The sequence below is a fragment of the Mycolicibacterium canariasense genome (genome assembly GCF_002101555.1).
Classification (GTDB): domain Bacteria; phylum Actinomycetota; class Actinomycetes; order Mycobacteriales; family Mycobacteriaceae; genus Mycobacterium; species Mycobacterium canariasense.
This window is the reverse complement of record NZ_LQOL01000081.1, coordinates 261,153-282,781: the sequence shown is the minus strand read 5'-3', so window position 1 is coordinate 282,781 and position 21,629 is coordinate 261,153. Positions and strand designations below refer to the sequence as shown.

Sequence of the window (21,629 nt, the reverse complement as noted above, 5' to 3'; positions counted from 1 at the left end):
CTCATTTTCGAGAGACCTCGACCTCTATCCCGGCAACGACGCGCCAACCACCTCTACACCCTCATCTGTGAAGAGCCCATTTAGGGGTCTAAATGACAGTCGTTGAAAACATCGATACCGGCAAAGGAACAATGCCGAAGCTCGTGGCCATCGACGGGGGACCGGTCGACGCGCTGGTCCGACCTCCTTCCGACGAGGAGCTGTACAGCTATTTCGGGCCACAGATGCGCTGGGTCCAATTATTGCTGCTACTCGCCTATGTTCTCGCTGCTTGGAGCTTATTCGAGTTCACCGTCTCGGCACCGTATTTGCTGTGGCCGCTCCTCGTCGTCCTCGGGCTCAACATCGTCGGAAACGTGTTGTCGGCCGTGACGAGCTTCAACACCCGGCGGTACAGTGCCCGGTCACATCGCACGCTCGTGCAGTCCTGGCAACCGCAGGCGGGTTACCCCAGCATCGACGTCTTCCTGCCCACCTACGGAGAGGGTCTTGACGTCCTGCGTAACACCTATACCTTTGTGGCCCGCATGGAATGGCGGGGTGAAATCAACGTATATGTTCTTGACGACGGCGGCCGGGACAATGTCCGCGAGTTGGCGTCCCAATTCGGATTCCACTATATTCGGCGCCCCGATCGCGGACATATGAAAAAGGCCGGGAATCTGCAATATGCATTCAAGAACACCGGGGGAGACCATATTGTCATTCTCGATGCAGATTTCTGCCCGCGGCATGATTTCCTCAATCATCTGATTCCCTATATGGATGATCCCAGCGTCGGGATCGTACAAAGTCCGCAATACTTCAGTACCACCGAAGAACAGGGTTGGATCGAACGGACCGCCGGTTCCACTCAAGAATTGTTTTATCGGTGGATTCTGCCGTCCCGGGACCGGTTCGATGCGGCCGTGTGCGTGGGCACCTGCGCCGTCTATCGGCGCGCGGCACTGCAGGCCGCCGGCGGATTCGCCCAGATCGAGCACAGCGAGGACATCCACACCGGACTCTTTCTGATGCGGGCGGGCTATCACACCCGCTATGTGCCGATCGTCGTCTCTCGAGGGCTGTGCCCGTCCGATCTCGCCGGCTTCCTCAATCAGCAATACCGTTGGTGCAACGGATCATTGGTGCGGCTGGAGAACGAACACTGCGGAGACAGTCTGAAAATGACCTTCCGGCAGAGGATCTGCTTCTGGGCCGGCGTTCTGTACTACATCACCACCGCGATCAACGTGATCGCCCTGTACATCCCTGGCCTGGTGATGGCGGCTTTCTTTCCCGATCAGGTCCAGCCCATCCAGTTCGTACCGTTCCTGGTGGGCCTGTGGGTGTACCTGGTCGTCCTGCCCTGCGTGTCACGGGGCAGATGGCGGTTCGAGGTGCTGCGTATCCAGATGGCCTACAGCTACGCGCACATCGTCGCGATAGCCCACAAACTCAGGGGCAGGTCGGCGGGCTGGGTTCCCACCGGGGCGGTCGGTTCGACGAATTCCTTGGCGCGCACCGTCAGCCGGGTGGGCGCGGCGGCGATCCTGTTGTCGCTGGTGCCCTTCTGGGGCGTCATCATCTACGACCTGCAGGCATACGGCATCCGCCGATTCTGGCTGATGGCCATGTTCCTGCTGCTGTACACGTACCTCGCCGTTCCGCTGCTGAGCGAGTTCGGCAAGATCCTGGCTCCGGCCGCGGTCACCGACGGACGGGTGCGGCGCACCGGCGAGGTCCGCCCGGGTATCGAGGCGACGGCGGTCGCGTCGTGAACCCCCGGACCGGCCGGCACTGGATCCCGGCCCGCTGGCGGCGCCGCAACCCGCACCGCATCTCGGTGTACGAGGTCATCGGCTACACGTCGGCGTTGGTGTTCGCCGCCGCAATCGCATTCGGATGGTTCGATCTGATGATTCCGTGGGGGTCGTGAGATGACCGTCGCAACCCTGCCACGCCCCGCAGCGAGCCCGCCGGATGCGCCCCGGCGCAGCTTCTTCGACGACGTGGAAGGTCTGCGTGGTATCGCGGTGACGATCGTCGTCCTGTTCCACGCCGGAGTGCCGAAGATGACCGGCGGCTTCGTCGGGGTCGACCTGTTCTTCGTCATCTCAGGTTTCCTGATCACCGGGTTGCTGGTGAAGGAAATGGAACACAACGGCCGAATCGCGTTGAAGGCCTTCTACGCCCGGCGGGCCAGGCGGATCATCCCACCGGCCGCGGTGACGGTCGTGGCGACCTCGGTCGCGGTCTGGCTGCTGATGCCACTGCTGTCGGTGTTCCGGCAGGCTTTCGACCTGCTGGCGGCGGCACTGCAGATCGCCAACTGGCGATTCATCCTGCAGGGCAAGGACTATCTCGCGGGCGCGTCCGACGACAGCGTGGCCACCCACTTCTGGTCGTTGTCGGTCGAGGAGCAGTTCTACTTCGTCTGGCCGTTGCTGGTGATCGGCCTGGCGTACCTGGCGCGGCGCTTCGGATGGTCGATCCGTCTGGTCGTCGGGGTGGGGGTGGGGGCTGTGTCGATCGGCTCGCTGGTGTCCTCGCTGTACCTCACCGTCGCCGACCCCGTCGTCGCCTATATGGCCACGCACACCCGGGCCTGGCAGTTCGGGGTGGGCGCTCTGGTCGCGGTGATGCAACCACTGCTGGCCCGGCACGCACACCTCGGGTGGCTGCGCGGGGCGGCCGTGCTCGTCGGGTGGGCGGGGTTGTCGGCGGTCGTGGTGGCCACGGTCACCTTCGGGCACACCACGCCGTATCCCGGTGCTGCGGCACTGCTGCCGACGCTCGGCGGCGGCGCGATGATCGCCGCCGGGCAGATCGCCGGGACCGCACGCCCGGCTGTCGGCGCCGTACTGGTCGTCGGATGGCTACGCTGGATCGGCAAGGTCTCCTACGCGTGGTATCTGTGGCATTGGCCGGTCATCGTGCTGTTCAAGCAGGCCACCGGTGTCACCGACTGGCACGTGCTCGTTCCGGTCAGTCTGGGCGCACTGGTGCTGGCCTGGATATCGACCAGCCTGCTGGAACGCCCGTTGATGTCGTCGGCCGAATTGAAGCGCAATCTCATGGCATCCATCGCCGTCGGCATGACCGGAACCGTTGCGGCAGTGGCGATGACGATGACCATAGGGGTCTTCGCAGTGAAGGCCGCGAGCAGTGGTATCACCTCGAGCAACGTCAACGTCAGCTTCACCTCGGTGTTCGGCACCCCCACGGGCGTGACCTCGGGGCCGGTGACACCGAACCCGTTCAAGGCGTTCGACGACCGTCCGCCGCAGGACGAATGCCTGATTCAACTGGGTAACCGCGAGACGCCGTCGACGTGCGTGCAAGGTCCTGCCGACGGGGTGCCCGCGGTGCTCTTCGGTGACAGTCACGCCCAGCAGTGGCTACCCGCAATCGCCAAGATCGCCAGCGCGAACGAGTGGCGGCTGAGCTGGTACACCAAGGCTGCCTGTCCCGCTGCCGCTTTGCAGCCGCGTGACGGGCGAACCGATCCCTTCACCAAGCCCGACTGCCTGGGCTGGCGCGAGGACAGTCTGAACGCGATCGCCGCGCTGCAACCCAAGTTCATCGTGATCGGGTCGTTGTCGACGTATGTGCCCGACTACCAGGAGTTCAAACTGGCCTGGGACCAGACGCTGGACCGGTTGCGGGCCACGGGTGCGAAGTTGATCTACATCAGGGACACCCCGTACCCGCAGCGCAACATTCCGGAGTGTGTGTCGGGCGCGCTGGACGACTGGTCGAAGTGTGACTTCGACCTGAACAACGTGCGCAGAACCGAACCCATCGTCACCGACCAGCTGCGCGGGGAGAACCTCGACATTCCGGTGCTGGACGTGAATCCGTTCCTGTGCCAGGGAACCAAGTGCCTGGCGGTGCGCAACGGGACGTTGATGTACCGGGATGATTCGCATCTGACGGCGACGGCGATCAATGCTCTGATCCCCGCGGTCGAGCAGGAGATCAAGGGCCTGGGCCTCGATCTGAAAGGCCGATGAGCGAGCGTGCTCACCAGCCCCGCAGTGCGGCACGGGCAGCGTCGCCCGTCGCACGCGTGCTGGTGAGTCGCCAGTCCGGCTCGCCGGGCTTGTCCGCCTCGAACCAGATCAGCCCCACGACATCGGTGGATTCGAGGAAGCTGACCAAATCGGTTATCCACGAAGCCTTGTCGCCGCCGCGGTCGGCGCAGCCGACCTCGGTGATCCACACCGGCTTGTTCGGTGCCAGTTCCGCTACCAGATCGATGGTTGGCCCGAAAAGGTCACCGGGAGTGCGCCATCGATGTCCGCCGTCGTCGCCGAAGTTGTACCCGTCGATCCCGATCACGTCGACATAGTCATCGCCCGGATAGCAGTGCGATATCGCGTCGCGGTCGTCGTTGATGATGACGTTGGGACTCCACACCCACTGCACCTGGTTCGCCCCGGAATCGTCGAAGATCCGGCGGACCCGCCGAAACGCTGCGACATAATCCTCTGGTCTGGCGCCGGACCGGCCGACCGACCAGGGATACCAATCCCCGTTCATCTCATGGCCGAACCGCAGCATGAACCGGCGGCCGTCCTGGGCGACCTGCCTGGCCCACATGGCGACGTAGGCGTCGAACCGTCCACCGGCGATCTGAGCTGCCGAGTAAAGCGGTTGGGCGGCACCGCCCTCGGGATTCCACGGCTCCCATGTCAACACCGGCATGACGCCGAGTGCCATTATCCGGTCGAGCAGTGCGGTGGGCAGCGGTGCCTGCTGGGAGAAGGCGTCGTAGAACACCAGTGCATCCAGCCGCCTGCCCAGTGCTGCGGCCGTGGTCGCCGTGCGCTTGACCGCTTCGTCATCGAATCCATTGGCGGCCAGGCCGAATACCCGATCCTGGAGGTGCGGACGGTAGACGTTCGACGCCGCGACCAGCGTCACCGCGCCCAGTGACAACGACGCGAGGGCGGTGCGACGCGAGAAGGTGATCCTCCGCGAGTCTTTAGGCAACCGGTACCTCCCGTGAATTACGTTGATAAACAACAATGTCGGTCAAACGGCTGACATCTCCGGCTCGACTCCGGTTGTTCACGATCCCTGGATGGCGATGCGGCCGCTGCGCCGATACTATCGGTGAATGACGCAGTCGCGCAGGATACTTCCATACACCGCGGTCGTCCCGGCGGCCGGTCTGGGCACCCGGTTCCTGCCGGCCACCAAGACGGTGCCCAAGGAGCTGCTACCCGTCGTGGACACGCCCGGAATCGAACTGGTCGCAGCCGAGGCCGCGGCAGCCGGGGCCGATCGATTGGTCATCGTCACCTCCGAAGGCAAGGACGGTGTCGTGGCGCACTTCGTCGAGGATCTGGTGCTCGAAGGCACGCTGCTGGCCCGTGGCAAGCACCTGATGCTGGAGAAGGTGCGCCGGTCGTCCGCGCTGATCAAGGTCGAGTCGGTGGTGCAGAAGGCCCCGTTGGGTCTGGGACACGCGGTGGGATGTGTCGAAGCGACCCTGCTGCCCGACGAGGACGCCATCGCGGTGCTGCTGCCCGACGACCTCGTGCTGCCGACCGGCGTCCTGGAGACGATGGGCAAGGTGCGCATCAAACGCGGCGGCTCGGTGATGTGCGCCATCGACGTCGCGCCCGAGGAGATCAGCGCCTACGGTGTGTTCGCCGTCGAGGAGGTTCCCGATGCCGCGAACCCGAACGTGCTCAAGGTCGTCGGCATGGTGGAGAAACCACGGCCGCAGGACGCCCCGTCGTCGTTCGCTGCTGCCGGCCGGTACATCCTGGATCGCGCGATCTTCGATGCACTCCGCCAGATCGAGCCGGGCGCCGGCGGCGAACTACAACTCACCGACGCGATCGCCCTGCTGATCGAACAGGGGCACCCGGTACACGTCGTGGTGCATCGCGGGAACCGGCACGACCTGGGCAACCCCGGCGGGTACCTGAAGGCCGCGGTGGACTTCGCGCTGGAACGCGACGACTACGGTCCCGCGCTGCGGCAGTGGCTGATCACACGGCTTGGCCTGCAGTAGCCCGGGTCAGCGGACCGACAGCCAGCCCTGGGTATGCCGGTAGAACGTCGACCGCCGCACCGGCCGCGGCACCCGGACCCCGTCGCGCACCACCACGGCCCCGGTGGTGCCGAGTTGCACCGCCCGGCCGGTCACCCACTGTTCGGGCCGCATGCGGGCGGTGAGCACGCTGGCCCGCAGCCCTGGCTGCGCCGCGATCGGTTCGATGCGCACCGCGGTGGCCGTGCCGTCGAACAGCACGGTGTCGTCCACCACCGCCTCGCCCTCGATATGACGAGCCGACTCATCCGGTGGGAGCCAATACGCGGTGCCGACCAGCACGGTGCCGGTTTCGTCCCGGATCAGTGGCAGCCGTGTCACCGCACCGGTGCGGGCCCGCCGCCCCGACCGCCACCGGCCCACCCGGGCGACTTCGATGTCGAGACGGTCGGCGCGCATCAACCGGCCCAACACCGTCGCAAGATCGGATTCGGACCCCAGCACGACGAGCCGGCGGGCGGTGAACGCGGCGTCGACATCCGCCGGCTCGGTCACCATCACCGCAGGACAGCGCAACAATGCGGGCGGAATCCGTCGGTCACCGAAGACCAGCACACTGATCTCTCGATCGCTGTCTGTGGTGGTCAACGCCTCTCCTGTGGCCGCGCTCGGATATGGTGGGTCACCGGCTGCATCACTTTAAGCGGGAGAAATGCCATGCCGGCAATCGTGCTCATCGGGGCCCAGTGGGGTGACGAGGGCAAAGGTAAGGCCACCGATCTTCTCGGTGGACGCGTGCACTGGGTTGTGCGCTACCAGGGCGGTAACAACGCGGGTCATACCGTGGTGCTGCCGACGGGCGAGAACTTCGCCCTGCACCTGATCCCCTCGGGCATCCTCACCCCGGGTGTCACCAACGTCATCGGCAACGGTGTCGTCGTCGACCCCGGGGTGCTGCTCACCGAGCTGTCCGGTCTTGAGGAGCGCGGCGTCGACACGTCCGGCCTGCTGATCTCGGCCGACGCGCACCTGCTCATGCCCTACCACGTCGCCATCGACAAGGTGACCGAGCGGTACATGGGCAGCAAGAAGATCGGCACCACCGGCCGCGGGATCGGTCCCTGCTATCAGGACAAGATCGCCCGCATCGGGATCCGTGTCGCCGACGTGCTCGACGAGCAGCAGTTGGCCAACAAGATCGAGGCGGCCCTGGAGTTCAAGAACCAGGTGCTGGTGAAGATCTACAACCGCAAGGCCCTGGACCCGGCCGAGGTCGTGGAAAGCCTGCTGGCCCAGGCCGAGGGTTTCAAGCACCGGATCGCCGACGCCCGGCTGCTGCTCAACCAGGCGCTCGAGGACGGCCAGACGGTGCTCCTGGAGGGTTCCCAAGGCACCCTGCTCGACGTGGACCACGGCACCTACCCGTTCGTGACGTCGTCCAACCCGACTGCCGGTGGCGCGGCCGTGGGCTCGGGCATCGGACCGACCCGCATCACCACCGTGCTGGGCATCCTGAAGGCCTACACCACCCGGGTGGGCTCGGGCCCGTTCCCGACCGAACTGTTCGACGAGCACGGCGCCTACCTCGCCAAGACCGGCGGTGAGGTCGGCGTGACGACCGGCCGGCCGCGGCGCTGCGGCTGGTTCGACGCCGTCATCGCCCGCTACGCGACACGGGTCAACGGCATCACCGACTACTTCCTGACCAAGCTGGACGTGCTGTCGAGTCTGGAGACGGTGCCGGTGTGCGTCGGCTACACGGTCGACGGCAAGCGCACCGACGAGATGCCGATGACCCAATCGGATATCGCCCGCGCCGAACCGATCTACGAAGAGCTGCCCGGCTGGTGGGAGGACATCTCCGGCGCCCGCGAGTTCGACGAGCTGCCGGCCAAGGCGCGGGACTACGTGCTGCGGCTGGAGGAACTGGCGGGTGCGCAGGTGTCGTGCATCGGGGTCGGTCCCGGCCGGGACCAGACCATCGTGCGGCGCGACATCCTGGCGGCCCCGTGACCGATTTCGGTCTGGACCCGCGGCGCGCCGACCCCGAGTACGACCGGCATGGCGGATTTCCGGTGTTCGAAGCCGCCGACCCCGGCCCAGGGTTCGGTCGCTTCCTCACGGCGATGCGCCGTGCGCAGGACCTGGCGGTTTCGGTCAACCCCGACAGCGCCACCTGGGACGAGGCCGCCGACCGGGTCGAGGACCTGGTCAAGCTGTTGGACCCGTACCGGGCGGCCGAGGGCGAAGGGCCCGCCAACCGGGTGCCGAGTCTGCCCGGAGCCGGCAGCCTGCTCATGCCGCCCTGGCACGTGACGAAGTTCGAGGCCGAGGGCGTGGAACTGCAGGTGCAGTTCAGCCGCTATCACGTGGGTGGCAACCATGCCGTGCACGGTGGCGTGCTGCCGCTGCTGTTCGATTCCATCTTCGGCATGGTCATCCACGCCGCGAGCCGGCCCATCAGCCGGACCGCCTTCCTGCACGTCGACTACCGCAAGGTGACGCCGATCGACACCACGCTGACCGCGCGGGGTTGGATCAGGGAAGTCGAGGGTCGCAAGGCTTACGTCAACGCAGAATTGCTCGACGGTGCAGGCAATCTGCTCGCCGAGGGCAACGGTCTGATGATCAGGTTGCTGCCGGGTCAGCCCTAGCGCGCAGTTCCGATGGTGCGGTTATGCCTTCGGGGTGTTACCGTCAGATAGCGCACATTTTGGTTGTCGCGCTTGTAAATGAGAGAAGTAAGTTCAATGGCACAGGGCACTGTGAAATGGTTCAACGGCGAAAAGGGCTTCGGCTTCATCGCTCCTGATGGCGGAGCGGCCGATGTTTTCGTCCACTACAGCGAGATCAGCGGAAGTGGCTTCCGCTCGCTCGAGGAGAACGCTCGCGTTCAGTTCGAGATCGAGCAGGGCGCGAAAGGCCCGCAGGCAGTGGGCGTTTCGGTAATCTGAACGAACCTGACTTGAGAGGCTGGCGCAGCTTCGGCTGCGCCAGCCTTTTCGTCTCTGTGCCCGAGCTCAGGCGATGACGCGCCCCCAGGTCGAGCTCTCGGTTTGGGCCGCCAGCAGAATCCGCTGCGCCGAATGAACTCGCGCGCCAACTTCTTCTGAGTGCTGAACATCAAGTCCCGCACTGACTTTCATCACCATGATGCCCAGCTCGATCGACGTGGTGCTCGGTATGACGAGCAGTTTCGCTCGTGCCTGCGTGCCGATGGCCAACAACAGCCGGGGGCGGCGGTTGGCCGCGATGGCGGCGCCACCGAGGGCCACCATGTGCAGGTCCGGCGGCCCCTCGACCGCCGACCAATTGACTCGAATATCGGTGAGCTGACCCAACTTCGGGTGCAGCGCCGTCACCAGCTCGGTCAGTTCGGCCGCGAGGGAGGCGCCGCGCGGCCACCACGCGCCGTCGATATCGGATCCCAGCTGCGCGGCGAGCGTCAGACGCACCGGCCGCGGCACACGCTGGGATGCCATGCTCACGCCGTGCCAACGGCCGGGTGGCACTTCCGCGGTGCGGTCGGGCGATCCGAGAACGTCAGCGTCGTGACGTCGTCGTTGCCGACGTCACCGGTGACCTCGGGCCGGTCCGGATGTGAGAAGAGATCGTTGGAGTGCATACGCGTTCCTCGACAGTTGATTCGTGTGCCAACACAAGACGCACAACGCGCAAGACGGAAAGCGGGTGAAGTGCCTGAGCCTCGTCGGCTTGGATACCTCTCACGCTACACCCGTCCCACCCGAAACTTGGAGGATCCTCGATGACCTATCTCGATCGCCCCTGCCGAAGCCCCGGCTGCACCGCCGTCCCTGCCGCAGGCAGCCACCGGTGCGGCCGGCACGGCATCGTCCGGCACGAGGCGGCCCACGCCCGGCACTAAGGGCGTCGGTTCACCCGCGTCGGATGCGCTCCAGATGCGACCATGACGCCGTGACGACGCCATTTCCGTTCCGCCGCCTGACCACGCCGCGGGCCGCCGCGGCCGCGGGTGTCCTCTTCTCGCTGCTGTTCACCACCGCGCTGGTGTTGCTGTGGACGACGGTGCCCGACGGGGCCGCGCACGGCGCCCAGTGGACCGTCGCGGGCAGCGGCCACCTCAAAGTGGCCGCGACGCTCATGCCGTTCGCCGGGATCGCATTCCTGTGGTTCATCGGGGTGGTGCGAGACGGGTTCGCCGGTGTGGAGGACAAGTTCTTCTCCTCGGTGTTCCTGGGCGCCGGGCTGCTGTTCCTGGCGATGGTGTTCGCCACCACGTCGGTGGGAATCGGCCTGGCGCACAGCGGGACCGATGTGCTCGACGAGCCCGCACGGGCCGAGGTGGTGGCCTTCGCCACCATGACGTTGACCGCACTCGGCAAGACCTACGCGCTGCGGATGGCCGCGGTGTTCATGATCTCGCTGGCCACCATATGGCTGAAAACCGGTGTGATGCCCCGCTGGCTGGCGTTGGCCACCTACACCATGGCGCTGATCGTCCTGGTGGCCGCCGATACGTCGGTCTGGCTGACACTGGTGTTCCCGATGTGGGTGCTGGTGGTCAGCCTGATGCTGCTTGCGCGGTCGGGCGTCATCCACCTGCCCGGCCGGACCGGTGACGGCAGCGAATCCACCTAGAACGGTGGCGGTTCGGTGTCGGCGTCGATGGTGTGCTGGTTGCGGCGGTGACGGAGGCCGCGGGGCACGCGCCGAACCGCCGACCATTGACATCCGGAAGTCAACTGGCCCAACACTATTCGACCGTTGTCGCTGAAAAGTCGCTCGAAGGCGGGCAATCGACACGCCAACCCGGAGCCGCCTAGGAGATTTCGCGCAGCGCGCCGGCCGGGCAGAGCCGGACCGCCTCCCTGGCGTGTTCCTGCTCGCCGGACGGCACCTCGTCGGCGAGCACGACCACCACACCGTCGTCGTCCTGATCGAAGACCGCCTCGGCGACCATCACACAATTCCCCGCGGAAACACACGCGTCGCGGTCGGCTTCCACCTTCATGCTCACCACCCCACCTGCAATGACCGCAATCCGTAGATGAAATGAAAGGACCGGAATTCGACGTCCTCGAAATCTTCGGCCAAGGCCAGTCCGGGGAAGCGGCGGAACAGTGCGGGGAACGCGATCCGCATCTCCATCCGGGCCAACGGTGCACCCAGGCAATGGTGCACACCGTGGCCGAAGGCCAGGTGCCCCGGTGCGCCGCGGCGCACGTCGAGATCATCGGGCGCGTCGACGAACGACGGGTCCCGGTTGCCCGCCGGCAGCGACGCGAACACCAGGCTGTGCGCGGGGATCGGCACGCCCGAAACCTCGACGGCGGCGGTGGTGAAGCGCGGAATGGCGTGTTGCACCACCGACAGCCAGCGCAGCAGTTCCTCGATCGCCGGCGCCACCGCCTCGGGATCATCGCGGATCAGCGCGAGCTGGTCGGGATGACGCAGCAACGCCAGCGTGCCCAACCCCAGCATGTTCGACGTGGTCTCGTGCCCGGCCAGCAACAGCAGGCCGGCGATGCCAACCAGTTCGTCGTCGGTCAGCTCGGTGCCGTGTTCGCGGATCAGCATGCCGAGGATGTCCTCGCCGGGAGCCGCCCGGGCCGCCACGACCAGCCCGCGCATATAGTCCCGGCTCTCCCGCTGCAGCGCCATGCGCTCGGTGATGGGCAGCGACAGGTCGAGTTGGCGCCCGGACCGTTCCTGGAAGCCGGCGCGGTCGTCATACGGCACACCGAGCAGTTCGCAGATGACCAAAGACGGGATGGGCAGCGCGAATTCGGCGATCAGATCCGTGGGTGGACCCGCGTCGGCCATCGCATCCAGCCGCTGCTCGACGATCTCGGCGATCCGCGGTTCCAGCCGCTTCATCCGGCGGATGGTGAATTCCGGGGTGAGCATGCGCCGCAGCCGCTGATGCTCCGGGGGATCCTGGCCCAGCAGGTTGCCCGCCCGCGCGGCGGCCTGCTCGGCGGCGGAGACCTCCGGCGCCCCGGGCAGCGTGAAATCCGCCGGCCGGCTGTTGGAGAAATGTTCGTGGTCGGCGAGGACGGCTTTGACGTCCTCGTGCCGGGTGATCAGGTAAGCCTGATTTCCGAGCGGGCCGATCACCGACTGCACCCCGGCCGCCGCACGCAGCGCCGCGAGCTCGGGGGTGGGGTCGAAGCCGTTGCGCCGCATGTGCACCGGCGGTAAGACACGGGCCGTCATGCCTCGACGCTACCCGCCGAACACAAAGTCCTTGATCAGAGCGTTGACGACGGTCGGGTTCTCCAGCGCGGCCAGGTGCGCCACCCCGTCGAGCACGGCCGTGGCCGCACCCGGGATGGCATCGGCCATCGCCAGCGTCTCCTCGAGGGGGAAGGTCGCATCCTCGGCGCCGGCGACCACCAGCACCGGTGTACGCACCCCGGCCAGCAGTGCGCGCTGATCCGGCCGGCGCGGCACCACGCTGCGTACCGCCTGCGACACCGAGCCCACGTCGACGCGGGCGGCCGCCGCCCGGACGAAGGCCACCACATCGGGCCGGGTGCGCATGGTGGTCGGCCCGAGGAAGGCCTTGAGCACCTCGCGGGTCAGCGGACCGCGGATACCGCCGAGCGCGCTGGCGGCCCGCAGCAGCAGCCCGTACTCGAATCGCTGCCGGGCGCCGGCCGGCGAGGCGGTGCAGTTCATCAGCACGGCCCGGCCGATCCGGTCCGGGAACCGGGCGGCGAACGTGCCGCCGATCATGCCGCCCCACGAGTTGCCGACGAAATGCGCGCGCTGCACTCCCAGGCCGTCCAGCAGGTCGACGACCACTTGGGCGCAGTCGGCGAAACTGAAAGGTGCGGTGAGCCTTTCGCTGCCGCCGTGGCCGGGCGGGTCGATCAACACCACCCGGTGGTCGGCGCCGAACGCGTCGGCCTGCCCGGCCCACATGTCGCCGGTCATCAGCAGGCTGGGCCAGAACAGGATGACCTCGCCGGTGCCGCGGGTCTGCACCCGCAACCGGCCCAGCGTCGTCGGCAACGTGCGGGCGTCCATCAGATGACCGGTAGCAGCGAGTGCACGATGTGCACCGCGGCGTGCGCCACCTGCGTGGTGTACAGGGTGAAGTCGATGTCGGGGTCATGCCCGGCGAGATCGGACAGCGCCCGGATCACCAGCCAGGGCACGCCGAGTGCGGCGCAGACCTGAGCCACCGCCGCGCCCTCCATCTCGACGGCCGACCCGCCGAGCTCCCGGTGCAGCCGCTCGCGGGTGACGGCGCAGTGCAGGTACGCGTCACCGGAGAGGATGGTGCCGTAGCTGATCCGCGGTGGCCGGTCCTGACCGCCTGCCTCGGCGTCGAGAATCGGCAGCATGACCGCCGACAGCTTGCGCCGCACCCGGGCGAGCAGCTCGCCGTCCGTGTCGAAGCCCAGTTCGTCGGTCGGGTTGAAGAACCGCACGTGCCCCGGCTGGTACAGCGAAAGCCGCTCGTTCTCGATGATTCCGGAGTCGTTGGCCACGATCCGGTCGGCGACGACGATGTCCCCGATCGCCAGGTCCGGGTCGAGTCCGCCGGCGACGCCGCTGAAGATGACGGCGTCGCAGCCGAACTTGGCGACCAACAGCGTGGTGGCCGTGGCCGCATTCACCTTGCCCATCCCGGATTCGGTGACCACCACGTGGTGCCCGTCGATGTGGCCGGCGGTGAACGACCACTGCGCCACCGTGGTCTGCGTGGCATCGGGCATGAGCTCGACGAAACTGCCGAGCTCGTCGGGTATCGCGCACAACACGCCCGTCGTCATGTGGCCACGCTATCGGTCGGCGTGCAACCCGGGCCACCAGATGCGCGGGCCGATCAGGGTGAACAGGGCGGGGATGATCACCGTGCGCACCACGAAGGTGTCCAACAGGATGCCGAGACCGACGATGATGCCCAGCTGGGTCAGCACGATCAGGGGCAGCACCCCGAGCACGCAGAACACCGCCGCCAGCACGATGCCCGCGCTGGTGATCACCGCCCCGGTGGCCGATACCGCCCGGACGATGCCGGCCCGGTTCCCGAACGCCGGCGTCTCCTCACGGGCCCGGGTCACCAGGAAGATCGTGTAGTCGACACCGAGGGCCACCAGGAACAGGAACGCGAACAGCGGGGTGGCGTTGTCCAGTGCGGGAAAGCCGAACAGGTGCACGCCGGCCCAGCCGCCCAGGCCGAGGGCTGCCAGCGCGCTGAGCACCGTCACCGCGACCAGCAGCGGCGGGGCGAGCGCCGAACGCAGCAGCACGAACAGCACCGCCAGCACGACGCCGAGGATCGCCGGGATCACCACCAGCCGGTCCCGTTGGGCGGCCGCGGCGGCGTCGCGGGCCTGCGCATCCGAGCCACCCACCACCGCGGCGCCGTCCACCCGATGCACCGAATCGCGAAGGGCGTCAACGATGGTGAACGCCTCCTTCGATGCCGGCTCGGCGTCGAGCACCACCGACCACTGCGTCAGCCCGGTCGGCGCCCGGCCCGTCGGGTCGGCCGACGTCACGCCGGGCGTGTCGGTGATGGCCCGCTGCATCGCCTCGGCGGACGCGGTCGAGGCGATGACCCGCGCCGGATCGGTGAGCCCGCTGGGGAAGTGGGCGGCCAGTGTCCGATAACCGGCCACCGACTCGGCCTGCACCCGGAACTGCTCGGTCTGCGACAACCCGACGGGCGTGGCGAACAGCCCTGCGCAGCACACCGCCAGGCCGGCCAGGGCCGTCGTCGCGACCACGGCGGGCCTGCGGGCCACGCTCGCGGCGATCCGGTGCCAGAATCCGCTCTCGGTGAGCGGTTCGGCCGCCACCCCGGCCTGCGGGATGAACGGCCAGAACAACCGCCGGCCGCATCCGCCGAGCAGCGGCGGCAGCACCAGCAGCACGAACACCGCGGCCACCACCAGGCCGGATGCCGATTGCACGCCCAGGCTGCGGTTGCTCGGCGCCGATGCGAACACCAGCATCAGCAGGGCCAACACCACGGTGGCATTGCTGGCCAGGATGGCGGGAGCGGATGCGCGCAGCGCCACCCGCAGGGCGTCGTGGTGGTCGGCGCGCACGTGCAGTTCCTCGCGGTAACGCGAAATTATCAGCAGCGCATAGTTCGTGCCCGCACCGAACACCAACACGCTGGTGATCCCGCCCGTCGATCCGTCCGGGCTCAGCCCGAACCCGGATGCCACCGCCGTGCCGAGCACGCTGCCCACCCGGTCGGCGAACGCGATGACCAGCAGCGGCACCAGCCACAGCACGGGGGAGCGGTAGGTCAGGATGAGCAGCAGTGCCACCACCGTCGCCGTCACCGCCAGCAGCGTGATGTTCGCTCCGGCAAAGGAATTGGCGATATCGGCGCCGAAGGCCGGCCCGCCGGTGACCTGGGCGCGCACCCCGTCGGGCAGTTTTGCGGTCACCGCGGTGCGCAGGTCACGCACGGCGTCGTCGAGCGCGAATCCGGACAGATCTGCCGGCAACGGGGCCACCGCAACCGCCGCCGCCCCGTCCGCGGACACGCGTGCCCCGGGACCGGCGGCGGCGATGTCGGCCTGCGTCAACCGGCCGCCGTCTGTTCGGGTCACCACGATGACGGCCGGAACCTGTTCGCCGCCGGGGAAATCGGCGCGCAGCGCGTCGGCGCGAGCCGATTCGGCCGACGACGGGACCGACACCGGTGATTGCGACCCGGAATCGTCGGACCCCAGCAGCGCCAGCAGCGCCCCGGATATCAGCACGACGACCACGGCCAGCGCCCAGGAGATACGTCGGGACATGCGGCAAATATTTCAGATACTTAAACTTTAATCAACTGTAGGATGCCGACATGTCCTCAGCCGACCGGCCCGCCCTGGAGGCGCAGATCGCCGCCGATGTGCGCGCGCTGACGGCGGAGTCCGACCAGATCGGGCGCACATTCGCCGGGCGGAACAATCTGGGCACCAACGACTTTCAGGCGTTGCTGCACGTGATGGTCGCCGAGTCCGCCGGGACCCCGCTGACCGCGGGCGAGCTGCGCAAGCTGCTGGGCACCTCCGGGGCGGCCATCACCTACCTGGTGGAGCGGATGATCGCCTCCGGGCATCTGCGCCGCGACGCCGATCCGGCCGATCGCCGCAAGGTCATCCTGCGCTACGACGACCACGGACTCGAGGTGGCCAGGACGTTCTTCACACCGCTGGCCCGGCTCACCGGGGCGGCGCTGGCCGGGCTACCCGACGCGGATCTCGAAGCGGCGCACCGGGTTTTCGCAGCGCTCACCGGCGCCATGCAGCAGTTCCGGGCTAGCGCCGATTGAGGGTGGCCTCTTCCAGGTCCAGGCCGCGCAGCACCGACCGCAGCACCTCGTCGTCGATGTTGCCGGCGTCGCGCTCGGCGATGAACGTCGCGCGTTCGGCGGCCAGCATCTCCAACCGCAGCCGGCGGAAGGCCGAGGCCGGGCTCTCGCCGAGCTCATCCTCGCTGCGGCCCAGGCGCTCCCACGCCGCATTGCGCCGGGCGGTGTTCCATTTCTGCAGCACCGCCGCGGCGCCGTCGCGCAGGGCCGTGCCACTGGCACGCTGTTCCTCCAGGAGTTGGTCGAGCCGCTCGGCCGCGGCGCGGGCGGCCTTGTCCTGGGCGGCGGCCTCGGCGAGCGCGTCCTGCTGGGCATCGTCACCGCGCACGCAGAAGCGCCGGATCACCCACGGCAGGGTCAGGCCGTGCAGCAGCAGGGTGCCGACCACCACCACGAAGGTCAGGAACACCAGTTGCGGACGACCCGGGAACGCGTCGCCGCTGAGCGTGGTCAGCGGGACACCGAACGCCGCCGCCAGTGACACCACGCCGCGCATGCCGGCCCATGCCAGCACGAAGACCTCCGCCGGACCCGGCCGCGGCTCGTTCTCCCTGACCCGTTTGATCAACAGCCGCGGGGTGTAGGCGAACACGAACACCCACACGATGCGCACCACGATCACCGTCGCCAGCACCGCCACCGACGACACCGCGATGGTCAGGAACGGGATGCCGGTCAGCTCGTGCACCACCTCCGGCAGTTGCAGGCCGATCATCAGGAAGGCGAAGGATTCCAGGATGAGCTGCAACGCCTTCCACACCGCGTCGTCCTGCAGCCGGGTGGCATAGCCGGCCCGGGTCGAATGCTGGCCCAGGATCAGGGCGGCCACCACCACCGCCAGCACCCCGGAGCCGTGGATCTCCTCGGCGATCAGGTAGATCACGAACGGGGCGATCAGCCCGATGGCACTCTCCACCAGCGGGTCGTCCAGCCGGTACCGGATGAAGGTGATCAACCAGCCGACCGCCAGGCCGACCACCAGGCCGCCGGCCACCGCCAACCCGAAGGTGGCCAACCCGGTGCGCCACGACGCCGACGCGCCGATCGCCGCCGCCAGCGCCACCTTGTAGGCGGTCAGCGCGGTGGCGTCGTTGAGCAGGCTCTCGCCGCCCAGCAGCGTCATGATCTGGCGCGGCAGCCCGAGCCGGCGGCCGACGGCCGTGGCCGACACCGCATCCGGCGGGGCCACGATGGCGCCCAGCGTCAGCGCCGCCGCGACCGTCAACTCGGGCACCGTGTGGAACGCGACGAACCCGACGGCCAGCGTCGTCGCCAGTGGCAGGCCCACCGCCAGCAACCCGATCGGGCGGATGTGCTGGCGCATGGTGACATAACTGCTCTCCAAGCCCGCCGACCACAACAGCGGCGGCAGGATGACATTGAGCACCAGTTCCGGGTCCAGCTCCACCGCGCCGAATCCCGGGATCGCGCTCGCGGCCAGCCCGACCACCACCAGGGCCAGCGGTGCCGAGACGTCCAAACGACGGCTGACCCCCGCCAGCAGCACCGCGGCCGCCAGCACCGCGAGCAGTGTGCCCCCCATAGCGGTTGTCTCCTCTTTGATCGTCCGTCCGTATCCTTGATCAATATGCTGAGGAGATCACGCCGGCGCGAATCCGGAGCCGCCGGGGCCTCGGCACCGTCGGCCCCGGCAACCTGCGAACACCTCCAGGCCGCGGTGGACATCGTCGAACCCGAACCGCTGACGCCGGGGCGCTGCCAGGAGTGCGAGGCAGACGGCGAGAACGCCTGGGCGCACCTTCGGATGTGCCTCACCTGTGGGCACGTCGGATGCTGCGATTCCAGCCCGCACCAGCACGCGTCGGCGCACTTCAGGCAGACCGGCCATGCGGTGATGCGCTCGGCCGAGCCCGGTGAATCGTGGCGGTGGTGTTACGTCGACATCCGGTTGGGCTGACGATCTGGCAGGCTGGGTTGGCGATGACTGAGGACGCGAAGGACCCGACCGGCGCGGACGGTATGCGCAACATTGCCGCGCCCGTCGTGATGCTGCTCGGCTCCGGTGAGATGAGTCGTGAACTGACGCTGGCCTTTCAACGGCTGGGTGCCGTCGTGGTCGCGGTGGACCGGTACGCCGACGCCCCCGCGCACCAGGTCGCCGACCGCGCGGTCGTGGTCAAGATGAACGATCCCGAGGCGCTGACCGCGGTGATCGACAAGGAGCAGCCCCATTTCGTGGTCGTCGAATCCGGTGTGGTCGCCACCGATGTGCTGACCGGGCTGAGCGAACGCATCGAGGTCTTCCCGACACCGCACGCCACCCGGCTCAGCCTCGATCGCGAGGGCCTGCGCCGGCTGGCCGCCGACGAGCTTGGCCTGCCCACCGCCCCGTTCTGGTTCGCCGGGTCGGCCGCGGAATTGGCCACGATCGCCGAGCACGCCGGGTTCCCACTGACCGTCACCCCGGTCGAGGGTGCGCCCGGCGACGGCGTCTCGGTGCTGCTGCGGGCCGAGGACGTCGAACCGGCCTGGAACCGTGCGGTGGCCGCCGGGCGCATCACCCACACCCGGGTGATGGCCGAGACCGTCGTCGACGTCGACGACGAGGTGACGCTGCTGACCGTGCGCACCGCCGGGCCGACCGGTCCAGTGGTGCATTTCTGCGAGGCCATCGGGCACCGCGCCGCCGAGGACGGCACCCTGGCCACCTGGCAGCCGCACCGGCTGTCGCCGGCCGCGCTCGACGCGGCCAAGTCGATCGCCGCCCGCATCGTCAACTCGCTGGGCGGGCGCGGCATCTTCGCGGTGGAACTGCTGGTCCGGGGTGACGAGGTGTACTTCTCCACGGTACGGCCCCGCCCCGACGACGCCGGCCTGGTCACCGTGCGCAGCCAGCGGCTGTCCCAGTTCGAACTGCACGCCCGGGCCGTGCTGGGGCTGTCGGTGGACACCATCATGGTCTCGCCCGGCGCGGCCGAGGTGTCCTACGGCAGCGCCGAGACGCGCACCGAACCGGTGAGCGTGCCGGATGTACTGACGGTGCTCTCCGAGGCGCTGGAGGTCGCCGAGAGCGATGTCCGCCTGTTCGACCGGCTCGACGAGTCCGACGGCCGGTACCGGCTGGGTGCCACCCTGGCGACGGCGCCCGACGTCACCGTGGCCAGGGACCGTGCGCAGCGCACCTCGGTGGTGCTGCGTAAGCTCTGGCAGTCGTGACCGATCAGGACGCGCCCGCCGACCGGCCGACCCCCGCGCCGTTCCTGGGTGCCCTGGTCATCATCGTCATTGTGATCACCGCGATTTTTGTGTTCAACCGCAACAGCGGCGGTGGCGACCCGGAACTCATCGGCCGCGCCGTGTCCGGCCAGAACGACGCGCTGCAGCGGCAGAACTATCAGGACTTCCTCACCTACACCTGCGCCGGCCAACACGGCACCCAGGACGAGGTCCTTGCCAGGCAACGCGATTCGGCGGCCAAGCGCGGGGAACGGTATGTCGACGGTGTCGGCAACGTGGTGGTGGACGGCGATCACGCCACCGCCAAGGTGACCTACCACTTCAAGAACGACGAGGACACCAAGGTGGGCGCCGATCTGTCGTTCGTCAAGGAGGACGGCACCTGGAAGGTGTGCTCGGCCGGACCGGCCTGATCCGGCCAACCCTTCGCACCGTCGCACAGCCGCCGCTACTACGGTATGAGACGTGTCCACACCAGAAGGCCAGCGCTACGCCGGAGACATCACGCCGCAGCAAGCGTGGGAACTCCTCGTCGAGGATCCCAGCGCCGTCCTGGTCGACTGTCGCACCGAGGCCGAATGGCGGTTCGTCGGGGTGCCCGACCTGACCGAGTTGCGGCGGGACGTGGTGTACGTCGAGTGGAACCGGACCGACGGCACCCACAACGACGCATTCGTCGAGAACCTCACCGAGGCCGGCGTCGTTCCCGGCGAACGGCCGGTGATCTTCCTGTGCCGGTCCGGGAACCGCTCGATCGGCGCGGCCATCGCGGCCACCGAGGCCGGTATCGGACCGTCCTACAACGTGCTCGACGGATTCGAGGGCAACCTCGACGAGAACGGCCACCGCGGTGGCACGGGCTGGAAAGCGGTCGGACTTGCCTGGAAACAGAGTTAGGGACTCATATGAGTGAAGTGCCATCCGTGCCATCCGTCCGGGTCCCGGCCCCGCTGCCGGACGGGGTCAGCCAGGCCACCATCGGGGTGCGCGGCGGGCTGTTGCGCTCCGGTTTCGAGGAGACCGCCGAGGCGCTGTACCTGACCTCGGGCTACGTCTACGAGTCGGCCGCCGATGCCGAGAGGGCGTTCACCGGCGAGATCGACCGGTACGTGTACTCGCGCTACGGCAACCCGACCATCTCGATGTTCGAGGAGCGGCTGCGGCTCATCGAGGACGCCCCCGCGGCGTTCGCCACCGCCACCGGCATGGCGGCGGTGTTCACCGCGCTGGGTGCGCTGCTCGGCGCGGGGGACCGGCTGGTTGCCGCCCGCAGCCTGTTCGGCTCGTGCTTCGTGGTGTGCAACGAGATCCTGCCGCGCTGGGGTGTGGAGACCGTCTTCGTCGACGGCGACGACCTGTCGCAGTGGGAGCAGGCACTGTCGAAACCCACCCAGGCCGTGTTCTTCGAGACCCCGTCCAACCCGATGCAGTCGCTGGTCGACATCGCCGCCGTCTCCGAGCTGGCGCATGCCGCCGGCGCGAAGGTGGTGCTGGACAACGTGTTCGCCACCCCGCTGCTGCAGCAGGGCCTGCCGCTGGGCGCCGACGTGGTGGTGTATTCGGGCACCAAGCACATCGACGGCCAGGGCCGGGTGCTGGGCGGGGCCATCCTGGGCGACAAGGAGTACATCGACGGCCCGGTGCAGAAGCTGATGCGCCACACCGGCCCGGCGATCAGCGCGTTCAACGCCTGGACGCTGCTCAAAGGCCTTGAGACACTGGCGGTCCGGGTGGACTACGCGAACCGGTCCGCGCAGCGGGTGGCCGAGTTCCTGGAGGGGCACAAGGGCGTGAACTGGGTGAAATACCCGTTCCTGGAATCCCATCCGCAGTTCGACCTGGCCAAGCGGCAGATGCGCGGCGGTGGCACCGTGGTCACCTTCGACGTCGACGGCGGCAAGGAGCGGGCCTTCGAGGTCCTGGACAAGTTGGCGGTCATCGACATCTCCAACAACCTCGGTGACGCCAAATCGCTGATCACGCACCCGGCCACCACCACGCACCGCGCGATGGGCCCGGAGGGCCGGGCCGCGATCGGACTGGGCGACGGCGTGGTGCGCATCTCCGTCGGCCTGGAAGGCACCGAGGACCTGATCGCCGATCTGGACCGGGCGCTGGGCTGAC

24 protein-coding genes are annotated in these 21,629 nt (G+C 68.0%); 14 read left to right on the top strand and 10 right to left on the bottom strand.

Going from position 1 to position 21,629, the window contains the following annotated elements:
- Positions 1-92: 92 nt before the first annotated feature.
- From AWB94_RS29135 to AWB94_RS29130, 3 genes are read left to right on the top strand one after another with little or no spacing between them, the layout of a single operon-like run.
- Entirely contained in the window at positions 93-1,760 is a 1,668-nt protein-coding gene (locus AWB94_RS29135; RefSeq protein WP_084395372.1) for a glycosyltransferase family 2 protein, read from the top strand.
- Entirely contained in the window at positions 1,757-1,918 is a 162-nt protein-coding gene (locus AWB94_RS35310; protein WP_165605374.1) for a hypothetical protein, read from the top strand. Before AWB94_RS29135 ends, AWB94_RS35310 begins: the two co-directional genes overlap by 4 nt.
- 1 nt (position 1,919) lies before the next feature.
- The gene (locus AWB94_RS29130; RefSeq protein WP_062658658.1) at positions 1,920-3,995 is read left to right on the top strand and encodes an acyltransferase family protein; all 2,076 of its coding nucleotides are present in this window, start codon (positions 1,920-1,922) and stop codon (positions 3,993-3,995) included.
- A 10-nt stretch (positions 3,996-4,005) separates the two neighbouring features.
- Here the strand turns inward: AWB94_RS29130 and AWB94_RS29125 are convergent, their stop codons facing one another.
- Positions 4,006-4,977, bottom strand: coding sequence for a glycoside hydrolase family 26 protein (locus AWB94_RS29125; protein ID WP_131805372.1), 972 nt, complete (start codon positions 4,975-4,977; stop codon positions 4,006-4,008).
- 127 nt (positions 4,978-5,104) lie between these two features.
- Between AWB94_RS29125 and AWB94_RS29120 the strand changes: the two genes are divergently transcribed.
- Positions 5,105-6,010, top strand: coding sequence for a UTP--glucose-1-phosphate uridylyltransferase (locus AWB94_RS29120; RefSeq protein ID WP_062658656.1), 906 nt, complete (start codon positions 5,105-5,107; stop codon positions 6,008-6,010).
- A gap of 6 nt (positions 6,011-6,016) precedes the next feature.
- Here the strand turns inward: AWB94_RS29120 and AWB94_RS29115 are convergent, their stop codons facing one another.
- The gene (locus tag AWB94_RS29115; RefSeq protein WP_062658655.1) at positions 6,017-6,637 is read right to left on the bottom strand and encodes a hypothetical protein; all 621 of its coding nucleotides are present in this window, start codon (positions 6,635-6,637) and stop codon (positions 6,017-6,019) included.
- Positions 6,638-6,706: 69 nt separating this feature from the next.
- Here AWB94_RS29115 and AWB94_RS29110 point away from each other — a divergent pair, with 69 nt between their 5' ends.
- The 3 genes from AWB94_RS29110 to AWB94_RS29100 all read left to right on the top strand — a co-directional run bounded on the left by AWB94_RS29110 (position 6,707) and on the right by AWB94_RS29100 (position 8,943).
- Positions 6,707-8,002, top strand: coding sequence for an adenylosuccinate synthase (locus tag AWB94_RS29110; RefSeq protein WP_062658654.1), 1,296 nt, complete (start codon positions 6,707-6,709; stop codon positions 8,000-8,002).
- Positions 7,999-8,643: a PaaI family thioesterase gene (locus AWB94_RS29105; RefSeq protein WP_062658653.1), complete on the top strand. Its 645-nt coding sequence runs from the start codon at positions 7,999-8,001 to the stop codon at positions 8,641-8,643. Before AWB94_RS29110 ends, AWB94_RS29105 begins: the two co-directional genes overlap by 4 nt.
- 96 nt (positions 8,644-8,739) lie before the next feature.
- A complete protein-coding gene (locus AWB94_RS29100; protein WP_062658652.1) occupies positions 8,740-8,943 on the top strand; it encodes a cold-shock protein in 204 nt (67 codons plus the stop codon).
- 66 nt (positions 8,944-9,009) lie between these two features.
- Here the strand turns inward: AWB94_RS29100 and AWB94_RS29095 are convergent, their stop codons facing one another.
- Entirely contained in the window at positions 9,010-9,471 is a 462-nt protein-coding gene (locus AWB94_RS29095) for a DUF5994 family protein (protein ID WP_064961360.1), read from the bottom strand.
- A gap of 2 nt (positions 9,472-9,473) precedes the next feature.
- Entirely contained in the window at positions 9,474-9,614 is a 141-nt protein-coding gene (locus AWB94_RS35305) for a hypothetical protein (RefSeq protein WP_165605373.1), read from the bottom strand.
- Positions 9,615-9,925: 311 nt separating this feature from the next.
- Here AWB94_RS35305 and AWB94_RS29090 point away from each other — a divergent pair, with 311 nt between their 5' ends.
- Positions 9,926-10,609, top strand: a complete 684-nt coding sequence (locus tag AWB94_RS29090) for a hypothetical protein (protein WP_234811921.1) — start codon at positions 9,926-9,928, stop codon at positions 10,607-10,609.
- A 181-nt stretch (positions 10,610-10,790) separates the two neighbouring features.
- On the opposite strand, the gene AWB94_RS29085 is transcribed toward AWB94_RS29090, so the two are convergent.
- From AWB94_RS29085 to AWB94_RS29065, 5 genes are read right to left on the bottom strand one after another with little or no spacing between them, the layout of a single operon-like run.
- Positions 10,791-10,982 (bottom strand): ferredoxin, encoded by a 192-nt coding sequence (locus AWB94_RS29085; RefSeq protein ID WP_062658650.1) that lies wholly within the window; start codon positions 10,980-10,982, stop codon positions 10,791-10,793.
- A 2-nt stretch (positions 10,983-10,984) separates the two neighbouring features.
- Positions 10,985-12,187: a cytochrome P450 gene (locus AWB94_RS29080; RefSeq protein WP_062658649.1), complete on the bottom strand. Its 1,203-nt coding sequence runs from the start codon at positions 12,185-12,187 to the stop codon at positions 10,985-10,987.
- A gap of 9 nt (positions 12,188-12,196) precedes the next feature.
- On the bottom strand, positions 12,197-13,003 hold the full coding sequence (locus tag AWB94_RS29075) for an alpha/beta fold hydrolase (protein WP_062658648.1): 807 nt from the start codon (positions 13,001-13,003) through the stop codon (positions 12,197-12,199).
- Positions 13,003-13,755, bottom strand: a complete 753-nt coding sequence (locus AWB94_RS29070; protein WP_062658647.1) for a 5'-methylthioadenosine/adenosylhomocysteine nucleosidase — start codon at positions 13,753-13,755, stop codon at positions 13,003-13,005. Before AWB94_RS29070 ends, AWB94_RS29075 begins: the two co-directional genes overlap by 1 nt.
- 9 nt (positions 13,756-13,764) lie before the next feature.
- Positions 13,765-15,747: an MMPL family transporter gene (locus AWB94_RS29065; protein ID WP_062658646.1), complete on the bottom strand. Its 1,983-nt coding sequence runs from the start codon at positions 15,745-15,747 to the stop codon at positions 13,765-13,767.
- 50 nt (positions 15,748-15,797) lie between these two features.
- Here AWB94_RS29065 and AWB94_RS29060 point away from each other — a divergent pair, with 50 nt between their 5' ends.
- The gene (locus AWB94_RS29060; protein WP_062658645.1) at positions 15,798-16,268 is read left to right on the top strand and encodes a MarR family winged helix-turn-helix transcriptional regulator; all 471 of its coding nucleotides are present in this window, start codon (positions 15,798-15,800) and stop codon (positions 16,266-16,268) included.
- Here AWB94_RS29060 and AWB94_RS29055 read toward each other — a convergent pair.
- Positions 16,255-17,850 (bottom strand): Na+/H+ antiporter, encoded by a 1,596-nt coding sequence (locus AWB94_RS29055; RefSeq protein ID WP_062658644.1) that lies wholly within the window; start codon positions 17,848-17,850, stop codon positions 16,255-16,257. The two genes, AWB94_RS29060 and AWB94_RS29055, sit on opposite strands and share 14 nt — an antisense overlap.
- Before the next feature lie 45 nt (positions 17,851-17,895).
- Between AWB94_RS29055 and AWB94_RS29050 the strand changes: the two genes are divergently transcribed.
- Genes AWB94_RS29050 through AWB94_RS29030 form a run of 5 tightly spaced genes read left to right on the top strand, consistent with a single transcriptional unit; the run spans position 17,896 to position 21,628 of the window.
- Entirely contained in the window at positions 17,896-18,225 is a 330-nt protein-coding gene (locus tag AWB94_RS29050) for a UBP-type zinc finger domain-containing protein (RefSeq protein WP_062658643.1), read from the top strand.
- Positions 18,226-18,248: 23 nt separating this feature from the next.
- Positions 18,249-19,484, top strand: a complete 1,236-nt coding sequence (gene purT, locus AWB94_RS29045) for a formate-dependent phosphoribosylglycinamide formyltransferase (RefSeq protein ID WP_024451649.1) — start codon at positions 18,249-18,251, stop codon at positions 19,482-19,484.
- The gene (locus AWB94_RS29040) at positions 19,481-19,918 is read left to right on the top strand and encodes an Rv0361 family membrane protein (RefSeq protein ID WP_109762469.1); all 438 of its coding nucleotides are present in this window, start codon (positions 19,481-19,483) and stop codon (positions 19,916-19,918) included. Before purT ends, AWB94_RS29040 begins: the two co-directional genes overlap by 4 nt.
- Before the next feature lie 52 nt (positions 19,919-19,970).
- On the top strand, positions 19,971-20,402 hold the full coding sequence (locus AWB94_RS29035; protein WP_036401042.1) for a rhodanese-like domain-containing protein: 432 nt from the start codon (positions 19,971-19,973) through the stop codon (positions 20,400-20,402).
- Between the two features lie 8 nt (positions 20,403-20,410).
- Positions 20,411-21,628, top strand: a complete 1,218-nt coding sequence (locus tag AWB94_RS29030; RefSeq protein WP_036401044.1) for an O-succinylhomoserine sulfhydrylase — start codon at positions 20,411-20,413, stop codon at positions 21,626-21,628.
- Position 21,629 lies beyond the last annotated feature (1 nt).

Excerpts from the sequence above, each read along its gene's own strand:
- AWB94_RS29070 (WP_062658647.1), bottom strand. The coding sequence starts at position 13,755 with ATGACGACGGGCGTGTTGTGCGCGATACCCGACGAGCTCGGCAGTTTC.
- AWB94_RS29060 (WP_062658645.1), top strand. The coding sequence starts at position 15,798 with ATGTCCTCAGCCGACCGGCCCGCCCTGGAGGCGCAGATCGCCGCCGAT.
- AWB94_RS29095 (WP_064961360.1), bottom strand. The coding sequence starts at position 9,471 with ATGGCATCCCAGCGTGTGCCGCGGCCGGTGCGTCTGACGCTCGCCGCG.
- AWB94_RS29030 (WP_036401044.1), top strand. The coding sequence starts at position 20,411 with ATGAGTGAAGTGCCATCCGTGCCATCCGTCCGGGTCCCGGCCCCGCTG.
- AWB94_RS29110 (WP_062658654.1), top strand. The coding sequence starts at position 6,707 with ATGCCGGCAATCGTGCTCATCGGGGCCCAGTGGGGTGACGAGGGCAAA.
- AWB94_RS29135 (WP_084395372.1), top strand. The coding sequence starts at position 93 with ATGACAGTCGTTGAAAACATCGATACCGGCAAAGGAACAATGCCGAAG.
- purT (WP_024451649.1), top strand. The coding sequence starts at position 18,249 with ATGACTGAGGACGCGAAGGACCCGACCGGCGCGGACGGTATGCGCAAC.
- AWB94_RS29065 (WP_062658646.1), bottom strand. The coding sequence starts at position 15,747 with ATGTCCCGACGTATCTCCTGGGCGCTGGCCGTGGTCGTCGTGCTGATA.
- AWB94_RS35305 (WP_165605373.1), bottom strand. The coding sequence starts at position 9,614 with ATGCACTCCAACGATCTCTTCTCACATCCGGACCGGCCCGAGGTCACC.
- AWB94_RS29050 (WP_062658643.1), top strand. The coding sequence starts at position 17,896 with ATGCTGAGGAGATCACGCCGGCGCGAATCCGGAGCCGCCGGGGCCTCG.
- AWB94_RS29120 (WP_062658656.1), top strand. The coding sequence starts at position 5,105 with ATGACGCAGTCGCGCAGGATACTTCCATACACCGCGGTCGTCCCGGCG.
- AWB94_RS29100 (WP_062658652.1), top strand. The coding sequence starts at position 8,740 with ATGGCACAGGGCACTGTGAAATGGTTCAACGGCGAAAAGGGCTTCGGC.
- AWB94_RS29055 (WP_062658644.1), bottom strand. The coding sequence starts at position 17,850 with ATGGGGGGCACACTGCTCGCGGTGCTGGCGGCCGCGGTGCTGCTGGCG.
- AWB94_RS29130 (WP_062658658.1), top strand. The coding sequence starts at position 1,920 with ATGACCGTCGCAACCCTGCCACGCCCCGCAGCGAGCCCGCCGGATGCG.
- AWB94_RS29080 (WP_062658649.1), bottom strand. The coding sequence starts at position 12,187 with ATGACGGCCCGTGTCTTACCGCCGGTGCACATGCGGCGCAACGGCTTC.
- AWB94_RS29085 (WP_062658650.1), bottom strand. The coding sequence starts at position 10,982 with ATGAAGGTGGAAGCCGACCGCGACGCGTGTGTTTCCGCGGGGAATTGT.
- AWB94_RS29075 (WP_062658648.1), bottom strand. The coding sequence starts at position 13,003 with ATGGACGCCCGCACGTTGCCGACGACGCTGGGCCGGTTGCGGGTGCAG.